The organism is Anaerobacillus sp. ABD4_527, from assembly GCF_056160805.1.
Map to the genome: position 1 here is coordinate 1545274 of NZ_JBSWXZ010000001.1, position 13362 is coordinate 1558635.

Annotated in this window: 9 protein-coding genes; all 9 read right to left on the minus strand. The window is 41.0% G+C overall.

Translation table 11 applies throughout. The annotated features are described in order from the left end of the window. Window positions 1-45: 45 nt before the first annotated feature. Window positions 46-1272: a substrate-binding domain-containing protein gene (locus ACXAHI_RS08140; protein WP_474847104.1), complete on the minus strand. Its 1227-nt coding sequence runs from the start codon at window positions 1270-1272 to the stop codon at window positions 46-48. 87 nt (window positions 1273-1359) lie between these two features. Beyond that, complete coding sequence (locus ACXAHI_RS08145; RefSeq protein ID WP_474847105.1) at window positions 1360-4575, minus strand: BTAD domain-containing putative transcriptional regulator; 3216 nt, start codon at window positions 4573-4575, stop codon at window positions 1360-1362. Between the two features lie 105 nt (window positions 4576-4680). Beyond that, a complete protein-coding gene (locus ACXAHI_RS08150) occupies window positions 4681-5448 on the minus strand; it encodes a class I SAM-dependent methyltransferase (RefSeq protein ID WP_474847106.1) in 768 nt (255 codons plus the stop codon). Window positions 5449-5604: 156 nt separating this feature from the next. Beyond that, window positions 5605-6114, minus strand: a complete 510-nt coding sequence (locus ACXAHI_RS08155) for an N-acetyltransferase family protein (protein WP_474847107.1) — start codon at window positions 6112-6114, stop codon at window positions 5605-5607. Window positions 6115-6213: 99 nt separating this feature from the next. Continuing rightward, the gene (locus ACXAHI_RS08160) at window positions 6214-6363 is read right to left on the minus strand and encodes a hypothetical protein (protein WP_474847108.1); all 150 of its coding nucleotides are present in this window, start codon (window positions 6361-6363) and stop codon (window positions 6214-6216) included. A 175-nt stretch (window positions 6364-6538) separates the two neighbouring features. After that, window positions 6539-7405: a GNAT family N-acetyltransferase gene (locus ACXAHI_RS08165; RefSeq protein WP_474847109.1), complete on the minus strand. Its 867-nt coding sequence runs from the start codon at window positions 7403-7405 to the stop codon at window positions 6539-6541. A gap of 817 nt (window positions 7406-8222) precedes the next feature. Beyond that, window positions 8223-10682, minus strand: a complete 2460-nt coding sequence (locus ACXAHI_RS08170) for a S8 family serine peptidase (RefSeq protein ID WP_474847110.1) — start codon at window positions 10680-10682, stop codon at window positions 8223-8225. Between the two features lie 220 nt (window positions 10683-10902). After that, entirely contained in the window at window positions 10903-11814 is a 912-nt protein-coding gene (locus tag ACXAHI_RS08175) for a peptidoglycan-binding protein (protein ID WP_474847111.1), read from the minus strand. Window positions 11815-12210: 396 nt separating this feature from the next. Continuing rightward, window positions 12211-13284 (minus strand): SDR family NAD(P)-dependent oxidoreductase, encoded by a 1074-nt coding sequence (locus ACXAHI_RS08180; protein ID WP_474847112.1) that lies wholly within the window; start codon window positions 13282-13284, stop codon window positions 12211-12213. Window positions 13285-13362 lie beyond the last annotated feature (78 nt).

Below are 13362 nucleotides of genomic sequence, written 5' to 3' on the forward strand. Positions count from 1 at the left end.
AAGGGCTGCGCAAAAACTATAGCAGCACCTTTTCTCATTAGCTAATTAGTTACGAACAGGTGGTGCTGTTTCTTCAGGAGAAAGCTCACGGATAAGTACCGGTACAGGATGATCAACACCATCTTGCTTTTCAAGCTTTACTGCGTACATCGTTTGAAGCGCTTGATGGTCCTCTTCGCGGAAAGTCATCGTCCCTTTAGGTGTTTCAAAAGACATGCCCTCCATCACATCGATCAATCCTTCTGCTGTTGTATCACCTTTAGTTTGTTTTAGTGCTTCTACGATGGAAATCGCTGAACTCATTCCTCCAGGAGTAAACAAATCAGGTAGTGCCCCGTCATAACGTTTCTTGTGTTCCTCTACTAGCCAATCGTTCACCTCGTTATCTGGCAAGCTATGATAATACACCGAAAAACCTTCCATTCCGACTAGCGGTTCCATCGTCTTTAATGCTGCGATATCCGGAGCTCCAGTCGAAATTTTGATTCCTTTTTCCTGAAGCTTCATATCACTGATCTGATTCCAAGGTGAATTCGCACCTGCCCAAATGACAAACAAGTAATCCGGATCAGATTCAATTATTTTTTGGATGTTTGGAGTAAAATCTGTTGCAGCTGGGTCAGCGTATTCTTCAAGTACAACTTCAGCACCGAGGTCCTCTGCAGCCTCTTTAAATGCCGCAACCCCATCGATCCCAAAAGAATAGTCTGGTGCAAACGTTGCGATCTTAACTCCTTCACCTGCTATCGCAGCTGCTCCAGCAATGGCATCCTGAGAAGAACTTCGGGCTGTTCGAAAGATATAGTCGTTGTATTCTGAGCCTGTAATGCTATCTGCTACTGCAGGTTCAACGACCATGATCCGTTCGTATTCCTCTGCTAACGGAAGAACTGCAAGCGTGTCTCCTGAACTTGATGATCCAACTAAGAAGTCGACTTCATCTTCTTCAAGAAGTTTTGTTGCCTTTTGCACTGCAACTTCCGGCTTCGTTTCAGTATCTTCATAAACGACTTCGATCTTCTTCCCTTCAACTTCCATCGTTCCATCAGTCGCATAGTCCAGTCCGAGCTCAAATCCTTGTTTCGTTTGATTCCCGTACGTTTCAAGTGCTCCGGTTAATGAAGCGAGCACTCCGATCTTAATCGTTTCCTTACCATCACCATTGTTCGCTTCCCCTGAGGACTGAGAGTTTGAACTACAGGCACCTAAAATAAGAGATAACACCATCGTCAAAACCACGAGTTTACGCACGAACTTCTTCCCCCTTTTCATTCAGTTGGTTCTATAGGAATAGCTTACAGGGATGAAGTTACACACGAGTTACAAATAAAAAAGACCGCTTCTTCTAAAGAAGCGATCTTATACATGAAAGGAAACGTTTTCAGAACAGATCATATCGTACATTTGTTTTGTGGATTCCATAGGTTCTACCGCAAGCTCTTCACGAAGTTTAATCGTGCACTCCCTATACAACCGCATTGCTTGAGGTCGGTTGTTTCGTTGGTAATAACAATACATCAACAGTCGGTATGCCTCTTCCCACAGCGCATCGACTTCGATAATCTTTCTACAAATCGGAATCGCCTTCTCAAACTCAGACAACCGAATAAATAGCTGAGCTAATTTTTCTAAGCCTCTCACATAAAGCTGGCGAAGACGTTCACGCTCAACCTCAGCCCATTGGACTCGCCTCTCAGTCAAAAAGTCTCCACCGTAATACTGCAAACCTTTTTCTAGCAGTTTTTTAGATTGAACGATACGATTTTCTTTCAACCCCTCCGTTATCCAATGTTCAAAATGATGACAATCTAGGTCAATAACTGCCGTTCTATTAAAACCGTAAGAGGAATCTTGACGAATCACAAAGTATGGCTGCCCTCTTTTTTTACGATCCGGCTCAAGCGCTTTGTTCAACGCATTAAACGCGACCTTGAAATCTCTCTGGCTATTGGTTTCATCTGTATCGGGCCAAACGTCATGGAAAATCTCTTCTTTTCGAACGAAGGCATTTCGACGAACAAGTAAATATTGAAATAGTTCTTTTCCTTTTTCACGCTGCCACATCTTATGATCAAGAACGTTGTCCCCGAGCGATACACTAAATTCTCCAAGCGTCTTAACGCGAAGCGTATAGCCAGGATGTGATTCTATGTGGTTATATCCCCATGAATCGAGTAGCTTTGAAATGTAAGATTCATAAACTCCTGACTCTTTTGCTTGGAGAAGAAGAGGCAGAAATTGCTGCAGATCTTTCGGGCCAAAGGTTGTTCTCTTCTTGAATAAGAATTCATATTCTTCAATTTGAACCTTCTGAAGAAAAACACTCACATACGTTTTGAAGTCGTCTACATCCTTTTTCAAAAAAGCCAGCCACATCGCAGCAAGCATCTCAGCGTAACCATCTCCGCACGACTTTGCAGAGCGATAGGCTTCAAGAAGCCATTTCTCAGCATCGAGTATCTGCTCGCTATAGAAGGCAGATCGCCCGATACATAGTTTAATAAGAGTAGAGAGCCATTCATCTTTTACTCTTTTCGTTTCATAAAGAGCACGCTCTCCATATTCTTTTGCACGCTCCCACGTTCCCTTTCTTCCATACATCGCACAAAGACCCATGAAAGGTTCCGCTTTTCCTCGATCGACTTTTATAGAGTCCATTAATTCTAACGCTGTTTCATAGCAGTTTACCGCTAACTTCTCTTCATAGTGTGTTGATATTGCCACTGCGTGACCCATTCTTATCCATCCGCATGCTTCGATAAACGCTGAACCCTGTTGTATTCCCTGCTGTATCCCTTGCTGCGCAAGTTCTTTAGCTCGATCTCCATTACCGCTTAGCGATTCTAGCAGAGAAAGCAAAAGTTCCGTTTCGCGATGTGATTGAGGTAATTGTTCTTTCGATGAATTTCGATTAAGGAGAAGTTCTCTTGACTCAAATATCTTACCTGTACGCAATAACAAACGAGCATCCAGATTTCCAGCAATCCATGATGCGTCTCCTTCACTTTTCACATACCAGTTAAGGGCTTTCGCAGCTTGACCAGAATTTACAAGGTTTTCAGCAAGGAGACGAAACAACCTTTCCTTATCAGGATGGTTTTTATCTGTTCGGTCAAGATAATGGATCGCTTCAGCTAGAAAGCGCTCTGCTTTTCCAGGCTGAATCGTATCTAAATAGATGTTTCCAATTCCTTCGTTCGCTCTGCTCATAATGAGATCGTCTTCATTTAATTTAGCAGTTTCAATTGCTTTCTTGTAACATGTAAAGGCGCGATCGTAATAAGACCGGTAGCGCCATACGTCTCCCTCGTACAACCATAGCTGATAATAATGGTCTTTGATATGATCAGAAAGAGCGTTCAAATGATCAAGTAGCGTTTCAAGCTGACGGTAATGAATCATCCTCTCACTCGTTTTAAGAAGAACTCGAGCAAGGGAAGACTCATCATGAAGTTCTATATAATGGACGACTGCCTCTTCATAACAATTCGTTTCTTCAAGGTATTGTGCCAATAAGTACCGAAGCTTCTTCATCCGTTCACATTGTTGCTCAGTACCTCTCCTCGTTAAGAATGCCTTGAATAAAGCATGATATCGGTAGCGATTGTGATCGACTTTTTGAATAAATAGATTCTTAGAAAACAAATCCTCCAGCATCTCACCCGTGTTTGGTCGACTTAAGACGTGATCACATTCTTCTGCCTTGAGTTCCTGAAAGATTGCAGAGTCCAGCAAGAACGCTTGAACTTCTGTAGACTGTTTGTTGAAAACTTCCTGAGCAAGGTAAGAAAAGAGCTCTTCCATCGACGTATGAGTAAAACTTAGTATCGAGTCGATTTCATCAGCTTGTGACAATTGACTTCCAATCATATTGATTGCGATGATCCAGCCTTCTGTTAAAGAATGAATGCTCTTCACCTGTTCTTCCGAAATAGCCGCTTCATAAAAATCAGTTAGAAAAACACGCGTTTCTTCACCAGAAAGCGATAGGTCACTCTCACCTATATCTAGCATTCTATTACTCACGCTTAGTTTAATCAGGCTATTCCATTTCGGCTTCATGCGAGTTGACACTAGGAGATGAACATTCGAAGGAAGAAGCGTAATGACTTTCTCAATCCATTGATTAATCATAAACACGTGATCAACGAGTTGAAAATCATCGACGACGATGATGAGGTCTGATTCTATCTTTGCGCATTCGTTGATAAATAGGGCACTTAATAACTGAAGGTCTTCTTCGCTGACCCAGTAATCCATATTCGATATAACTTCGAGGAGTTCTTTGCAAAAGGAAGGAAACTTCTTTCGAACAGCATAAACCACATAATGAATAAAAGGGAAAATGTCATCATCAGACTCTGTCACTGTATACCAGCACACCGGTACCTTGCATTGCTTAACGAACTGACTCAGAATCGTGCTTTTTCCATAACCCGCTCCTCCATGAACGATGGTGATGGGATAACTCATAACTTCTTTCAGCTTTTTTATTACGGATCCCCGGTAAATATATGTATCCTTCAATGCTGGTGGCACAAGTTTTGTTTCAATGATCGGAACGGTAGGTTGCATGTACACACCCCGTCTTTATATTTCTGATTTTTCTAATAGTTTACCATATTCTTCAACACATTGTGAGTGCTCTCACCTCTTTCGACAAAACCTGAGTGGTGCCTGTCACTCGGTAGGTTTCCTCAATTGAAATACTATAAAGTCACTGCAGCGAAAGTCTTCTTCAAATGTAGGATATTTCTTTAAGATTTCCTCAGAAGGCGTCGGTTCTACCACCTTCACGATAGCGAATCCCGCTCGTATGATGCTGTTTAGGTAGGTTGATAGCGTACGGTGATAGTAGAAGAGCGCTTCAGTCTCACCAAGTTCTCTTTGCTCGTACACACCTTCGTAGAAGTACCGATCGACATTCCAATGAAGCTTATCACCACGTTCATCTTTCTCCCACCCGCTTTCTGGTGTAATAAAACATGGATGTAAAATAGAAAAGATGAAATCTCCTCCACCAACTAACAACCGATACATCTCTCTTAGTGCACGCTCATGATCTGCAAGGTCTTGCATCACCATGTTCGATACGATCGTTTCAAAGCTAGCATCCGTAAGAGTAGCCAAATCCTCACAATTGCCATGAACGTATTCAATCGGCATATGAGATGCTGTTCTCTCTTTTGCGATTTCGAGCATGCTTCTTGAATAATCGACTGCTGTGACGGTAGCACCTCTTTGAGCTAACATCCTGCTCAGATATCCCTCTCCGCATCCTGCATCTAATACGCGTTTATGTTCTACTTCTCCGATTAAAGAGAACAACGCAGGATTTAAAAAGACTTCTCTATGTAAATCTCCTGCTTCAGAATAGTTGTTTGTGTAACTTCTCGCATTGTGATCCCAACTCTTTATCGCATCCTCTGATGTAAAATTATTCTTCACAATACTCACGCACCTTTCGTCTATTTTAATGAGAGAATCAAGATATACGTTTGATCAGAAACACGTAATTAAGTATATCAAAAATTTTCCAACACTAATAATCTGCAGAATAAAAAATTCGGCTTTCCATAGAAAAATAGAAAGCCGAAGATTAAATTACCTTCTTCTCAACCGAGGAGCGGGAGTCAGACGCTTTAAGTAGCTATTTGGTAAAGAGTTTTTAGGTAATGAACTTTCAGGTATGGAGCTATTGCGGCTCAATTTCTTTTCGATAATATAGTTCGACAACACTTCACCCTTCACTTCGAATCCTAATCGCTTTAAACTTTCCAATCCCTGAGTATTCTCACGATCCACAAAACCGTAGAGCACAGTTACTCCTTTGTTTTGAATATATTTCTCAAAAGCTGGTAGTAATGATCGAGCGATCCCATTTCCCTGCAGATCATGACGAAGCATCACATAATCTACAAGAATCATATGGTTAATTCGTAATCGATAGGAGAGAAAACCTACAACTTCATCGCTATTGTTACAAACAACGAGAATTTCATATGAATGGTCAATGATCCGTTGAATTTTTTTTGCATTAACAGCGAAAATTTCCGTTCCTATCTTAATTAGTTTCTGATCGTCACTTTTAGGATTTCGACTTCTAAAATACATCAACTCAATCTCCTTTCGAATAGTTTTAAGTGAAAAGAAGAGTTAATGCAGGAATCCTACATTAACTCCGGAAAGGGAATATTTCATTTATCAAGAAAATTAGCGGTGGCAACGGCACTTCTTTTTCTTTTTATCCTTCTTCTTATCATGTTTCTTCTCATGCTTAATCTTCTTTTTCTTTTTCTTTTTTGTCCCGTCAAACAGGTCATCAACCATGCCCTTAAATACTTCTCTAAGGTCGGCGTTCATAGTGACAATCCCTCCTTAACAAGAGATTGAAATGATAAACATTTCATACCTTATCTTACGTATGCTCGTCCCACATGCTTGGACAAGTGTTACCTAAAAGTAGAAAATGTGCAGATGACATAAAGAAAAAGCGAGTGGTACCAGGCACCACCCGCTTTCTGTCATATACTGTCGACTATATTTCTTTTGAGTACGCACTCAGCTCGTGTACGAGCGTAAAACCAGCTCTCTCATACAACTGAAGTGCTTTTTGATTTACTGCATTCACACAAAGTGTGACCTCGTTGACCTCTTTGAAAGTAAACATCCAGAACAGGGCTTGATCTAGTAATTTTCCTCCAGCTCCTCTCCCACGAAATGCTTCATCCACAGCAAAAAATTCAATGTTTGCTTCTCCAAACTCTGGTTCAACTTCTACATAGATGTAACCAGTTAACGTGCCTTCCTCACTTGTAATAAACACCTTCCTAGTGTCGTTCAAGCGCTCAACAATTTGGCGACCACTATAGTACGTGCTGGGAAATGTCTGGTCGTGTAAAGAAATAAAGGGGATGATGTTCTCGTCCGATATCTCTTCTAGTTTGTTTTCCCGTCTAACGCTCTGTCTATTAAACTCTAAAATCGCTTGCTCACTACTGTGGGAGTACCCTAATTCCTCTGCAAATCTAACACAGTTTATATTCTTCTTATTCGGAAACATCTGTATTACACTTGTTTCTTCTGGAAGAAGTTGAAGCATCTTCTCCCACATCATTGGTATGAACGACCAATACTGATCTTCAACAAATGGGCCCCATACTTCTACCAGATTACGCTCCAAATCAACTTCAAATCCAAGCACACCGACAAGGACGTTTGACTGATATACCGTGACAAAGCTTTTCCAGTACGGAACCTCGAATTCTTCCCTCATCGTATCCGCTATTTCATAGCTGTTCGTGCCACAGTATCCAATATGGCAATCTTCTCTTCGATTTAGATTAGCGATAAAACGACTTACTGATTGTAATTCACTCTTCTTCATAACCGCCATTTCCACCATACTACTAACCTACCTTATGTATAAAATCGCCTTAACCTTTCTTTTACGTTAACATAAAGAAAATGAAAAATAGCCCCTCTAGCATCCTAAATAGCCCTGTTTTGGAGTACAAAAACAATCAAGTAACTACAGCAATAATTACCATCCTAATTGGAAAATTCATGGTAAGATGAAGTGGATGGATTGTTCCTTTACAGGGCTTGAAGACTTGAATGAAAGATAGTTTGATAAGTAAGATTCACTTTGTGACGATGTTCTAAACGGAGGTGTATATTAACGGTGAGGCAAGTATTAGGAATATCTATGGTAATTTTAGGGGCGATTGTAATGATCATAAACGTATTTCTTCTTAAAGAGAATGCCTTTTATGATGTTATACGCGGACTATCCTTTGCCATGTTTATGGTAGGAATATTTCTAATCCCTAGTTATTCAAAGTCAGGAAAAAACATATAATGGAAAACAAATTTAGATGATTAATGATACAAACTATATAACTTATTTTTTAATAAAAGAAGTCAAAATGAATTTACAGGAGTTCGGAATAGTTTGAGCTCCTGTTTTTTTATATTTCTATTCTTTTGGTGTCAAAATCCTACATCTCTTTAAACCACACCCGTTTTAACACCCGATAGTACCACCGAACATTAATTATTCTCCAATGCATGCTCTATGCATTTCAGTTAAAAAGTGAAAGGAACTTTATCGTATCAATGAAAAAAAGTAATAAATTCGAATTTAATTTGATACTCAATTAATTATGCACTTTCACTTTTTGTACGCCAAAACTAAACTAGATATATCATAGCAAGCGCTCTTATCTTAAAAATGCTTCAAAATACCTTGTCATCGCTACGGCAAAGTCACCGCGTGTTACATCAGTATTCGGCTCAAAATGTGCAACAACGGTTGGTTCAAGATCATACTGTCCTTGCGAAACGTCGAAGCTCGCATTGATGATATTTAGATCCAGTGCAAGCTGAACATACCCTTTCAAGTGCTGGGGAATATCAGTAGCGTCAACAACCGTTACACGCTCTTCCTTGTATTGAACTGTAACGTCCCCACTGAATGCTTTCGCATCTTCTTCTAGACCAAGACTTTGAACAAGCGAATAAGCAAGTTCTGCTCTTGTAACGTTTCCTTTTGGATCAAACTTACCATCTTCAGTAAGCATAACTCCTTGCTGGGAATGAGTTCCGTCTCGGAATGCAGCTCCTTCTGACGTAACAGCAAACGCGTAAGGAAGCAGGTCAGAAGACACATCACTTAATGCTTTGGAATCTGACTGACGAATCTCGGCACCCATCACAAGATACTGTGCTAAATCTTTTCTTTGAAGCTTGCTATCAGGCTTAAAGTTTCCTTTTGCATTCGCATCAAACAGCAGCTCCTTCACACCGCTCTTAATCGCAGCAGCTGCTGGATGGCCTTCGATATCATTGAGACCAGTAAATCCACTCACTTTTGTAAAAGAAAGAGTTCCTTCTATGTTATCAGGGAAAGAAAGGCCTGCAGTTGGATTCGCGTCGTCACCGCGTAATCCCCTTACTTCTGCTTTCCAAGTACCAGGCATCGGTGCATTAACAGACACCGTTCTGTCTGTTGTTAACGTAAACAACAAGCTGATTCCAGAGCTGTACTCCGTTCCATCTGGAGCGATTAAAACGAGGTTGACCGGATTACCGGTCTCCCCCAATACGCCATAAGCATTTACTTTCGCTACAAGATTTGTTAAGCCTTCTTGCACTTCAAACTCATGCTGATTATCTGAAACAAGGGTTACAGGATTGTAGTCTACTGAAAATGGAGCACGCGTGGTCGAAGCTTCTACAGAGCTATTAAACTCTTTGTTGTAATTGACTGTCTTCCCATAGTCGTTATTACCAAAAGCAGCATCAACAGCACTGTATGCGTTCAAATAACCTGCGCCTACTTCCCACGCTTCATACCCTGGCATGTTTGTAGCTGTCGCTTGCACAATCGATTTCACTTCATCAGGTGAGAGTAAAGGATTTGCCTCTAACATTAGTGCTACAACACCCGCTACGTGAGGCGTTGCCATCGACGTTCCACTCATGTGTGTATAAAAAGGAACGTGTGCTGGGTCAAGTTCTTCAGCGTCTTGAGGAGCTGATAGTGAGCTTACTGGTGCGATAACTCGGGTTGAAACGATATCAACTCCCGGTGCTGTAACAGTTGGACGGTCTTCCCATGTCCATGTTTCTCCATCCATTTCAAACGTCCCACCGACCCCTTTTGTACCACGAGATGAGAAATCAGCTAGCGTGCCATCTTTTTCTCCTGCTGCTACTGAGATAACCCATGGCGCTTTTGCATAAGGGTTATGTGTATTTTCTCCTGGACCTTCATTTCCTGCTGCAAAAAGAACGACAATTCCGCGATCATACACTTTCTTACTCGCAATGTTGATCGGGTGATTAGGATCAAAATCACCTGACGATCCCCATGAATTTGTGATGACTCTTATGTCGTACTGAGACTGATGCGTTAAGGCGTAATCAAATCCACCGATTCCATCTAGTACAAAAAGTGCTGCGCCAGAGCCATATCCGATCAAGTCTGCTCCTGGAGCCGCTCCTTCATACTTCCCGCTCGACATTTCTCCTGTACCACCAACCGTACCAGCTACGTGGGTACCGTGACCTGAGTTTGTATCAGTGTTTGCTACATCCTCTTGATATGTAACAGGAAGTAAACCAGGGGACAGACTGCTGAGGTTCGTTGATCCCATAACGTTTTGGACAAGGTTTTTACCAAATTCGTGGTCTTTATGTGTGCCATCTACACCGCTATCGTTCACAACAACACCGATTCCTTTTCCTGTAACAGGCAGTCCTCCATTTGCTTTTCTCATGTCGTCATCCGTACGTACTTTATCAACGCCAGTAAGATCAGTTGCATCTGCATTGAAATAGTCGAGCTTCTCATTCAAATAGATGGACTGAACCATGTCGTTAGCTGCGAGGTCGTTGATCTGAGCTTTCGTTGCAATCACGCCAGCCATCGGAAGACTCTTTAGCGTTAATCCTGTATCCACTCCTACCTCTTCCAATAAATCTGACTGAACGTTGGTTGGAGCTCCATCTCCATAGAACGTGACGATTACTTCAAACGGTCCATTCCCTTTCGTCATCAGCTGAGATAATTCTGGACCAATTGCCGCAGATTGACTAGCTGAAGATTGAGGGGGATTCACAAATCCTACCATTAGTAAAAACGAGAGTGCCACTACGTACCAAAGCCTCATTCTCATCCGTCTTCCTCCTTTTAATATTCAATGTTTTCTTACTATTTATTATCCATTGGTAGCGACCATTTTCCTATTCACTAAAGGTTTTAAATCCTGGTTGAGAAAGAACTATATAAGACTCATCCAAAAGTAGTATCTTGTACTACTTTGGGTCATTTAAGGCTAGTACTTTTACGACAAAAAAAAGCCTAACTCATTTGAGTTAGGCTCTGTAAATTTTCTATTAATCTAGTACTGTTACAGTGACTGTCTTTCGACCAAAGTTTAGAGCATCTTGTCTTTCAGGCATGAATAGATCGATACGGTTACCTTGGATTGCTCCGCCAGTGTCACCAGCGATTGCAGTACCGTAGCCTTCTACGTGTACTTTAGATCCAAGTGGGATTACATCAGGGTCTACCGCAATGACTTTTTGGTTAGGATTCGCTCTTAGATCGATTCCTGTAGCAGTTACGCCTGAGCAACCTTCACAGTAAGCTGTATATGCTGTAGCTTCGACTTTAAATTCTTGTCCACTCTGCTCAGATGACTTACTTTCTGTGTTTGTTTGCTTTGCAGAAGTGGTATTAGTGTTAGTAGTAGTAGATTCAGTAGACGCTGGTTTTGCATTTACTGTCTTACCTGTCAGCGCTGCCCAAGTGTTAGCTCCGGCAATGCCATCAACAGCTAGTCCATTATCAGCTTGGAAAGCGCGAACTGCTTTCTCTGTGATAGGACCATAGATTCCGTCTACTTTATAGTTGTAATATCCACCAAGCTCTTCTTGAAGAGCCGAAACTTGGTGACCTCGATCGCCGTTGATCAACGTACGATGAGCTTGTCCTTGATTGACTTTTTCAATTGCTGCGAATGTATTTGGACCTGCGATGCCGTCAACAGCAAGACCGTGAGCTTTTTGGAATTGCTTTACAGCACCTTCAGTAATTGAACCGTAATAACCTGTAGATTTATGATAGTCGAAATATCCTTTGGCTGACAGTACATCCTGTAACTCGACGACGTCGCCGTGTTTTTCACCGTAAGAAAGTGTTTGATCTCCTAGAGCAGCTTCTGATACTACCGGGCTAGCAAACATCATTCCAGCCAGTGCTGTAGATGTAACAACGTTCCTTACAATGTTTTTGCGAGTTACCATGTACACATTCCTCCTGAGAGTTAATTAATTTCGGTGTTTCTTTTCTCTTGATCACCTATGTCCCATATAGTAACAGCCAAATATAACACAGCCATTTTAGTGTAGTAACAAGTCAGTTACATAAATATGACAGATTAATACAGTTTTTATAACCTTTGCACAATTAGGTAACATAGTACTATTTACAACGACAATATATTACAAACATGTCAGTTCTAAACTCTATCAGCCTTGTTAATAGGTTCTTTATAAAGAAAAAACCTACTTAAAGGTGGCAGAATCAACCTTGGGTGATTTTCGAACTAGTTAAATTTACCTCCAAATTTACAAACCTTTTAAATGCTTTTTTCATTAATAAAAGAGGCAGCTGCTCGAGCTGCCTCTTTTTCTTCTTGTTTATTTAGCCGCTATTCCTTTATCCTGACTCTTCATCCCACCTGAAATAATCATTTGTAAGGTTTCCCTATCTAAATGTAATTCCTCTACGTTGCTCTCATGCAATAGCTCCTGCGTATTTGAATCATCGAAAGTCAATGTTTTCTCAAAGTACTTGTGAAAAACCTTCATAGGTTGATTCAACTTCATGTCCTGATCTGTTAGTTCTCCTTCATAATCTGTAGGCACTAATTCGACATTGTAGAAATCAAGCGCTGATTGAATCAAATCTAATACGAGCTGATTGGTTGGAGGCTGTGAATTCGTAATGTGATAGATTGTATCTGGCTTCGCGCTAGTAAGCCCCAGCGCTAACACATTTACGACATAATCGACAGGTACTAAATTTTGTGCTGCTTCCTGATTACAAAGGAACTTAATCTTTTCACTAGGCGTCTCCTGCTTCCGATCTAATCTCTTCTTTAATAATTCAAGACTTCTAATCACGCCATAAAGAGCAAAGGTCGTTTCAGCTTCACCTGTTTTCGAGTCACCGATAATGATTGCTGGCCTAAAAATGGAGACATTGAAGACGTTATTATAATCAAATACAAGGTGCTCTGCGTGACACTTACTTTCTTCATAAGGATTTACGAACGTATTATCCTTAGGATGCAACTCTTCACGTCCATGAAGTTGTGCGCCTACTGTGTAAGCTGTACTTACATGATAAAAATTCTTCACTTGAATATCTTTAGAAAACTCAAGTACGTTTCTCGTTCCTTCAACGTTAACCTCAAACGTCTTGTCTCTTTCACGATCATCGAATGAAAGATAAGCTGCGATGTGATAGACCGTATCGATCTTATCTTTTAATAGATCGATTGTTTCGAACGAAACACCTAAGCGTTCGTCTCCTAAGTTTCCTTTTATAATGAAGAAGTTGTTTTGTAGATCTGCAGGCAATGCTTCGATTAACCGATCTGCCTTACGCTCATTGCGGATCAGTGCATAGACGCTGTGGCCTTCACTCAATAACCTCAAGGTAAGCTGTTTTCCAAGAAAACCAGTCGCCCCTGTTAAGAGTATATTCATATTGTTCACCCCATTAAAACGTTCTCATCAATAGCGGTTATTTATCTCTGTACCGTTCGTAGTTTAGCATATATGTGA

Bases quoted from the DNA above. Each gene is read 5' to 3' on its own strand.
- ACXAHI_RS08140 (WP_474847104.1), bottom strand. From the start codon at position 1,272: ATGAAAAGGGGGAAGAAGTTCGTGCGTAAACTCGTGGTTTTGACGATG.
- ACXAHI_RS08145 (WP_474847105.1), bottom strand. From the start codon at position 4,575: ATGCAACCTACCGTTCCGATCATTGAAACAAAACTTGTGCCACCAGCA.
- ACXAHI_RS08155 (WP_474847107.1), bottom strand. From the start codon at position 6,114: ATGTATTTTAGAAGTCGAAATCCTAAAAGTGACGATCAGAAACTAATT.
- ACXAHI_RS08160 (WP_474847108.1), bottom strand. From the start codon at position 6,363: ATGAACGCCGACCTTAGAGAAGTATTTAAGGGCATGGTTGATGACCTG.
- ACXAHI_RS08165 (WP_474847109.1), bottom strand. From the start codon at position 7,405: ATGGTGGAAATGGCGGTTATGAAGAAGAGTGAATTACAATCAGTAAGT.
- ACXAHI_RS08170 (WP_474847110.1), bottom strand. From the start codon at position 10,682: ATGAGAATGAGGCTTTGGTACGTAGTGGCACTCTCGTTTTTACTAATG.
- ACXAHI_RS08175 (WP_474847111.1), bottom strand. From the start codon at position 11,814: ATGGTAACTCGCAAAAACATTGTAAGGAACGTTGTTACATCTACAGCA.
- ACXAHI_RS08180 (WP_474847112.1), bottom strand. From the start codon at position 13,284: ATGAATATACTCTTAACAGGGGCGACTGGTTTTCTTGGAAAACAGCTT.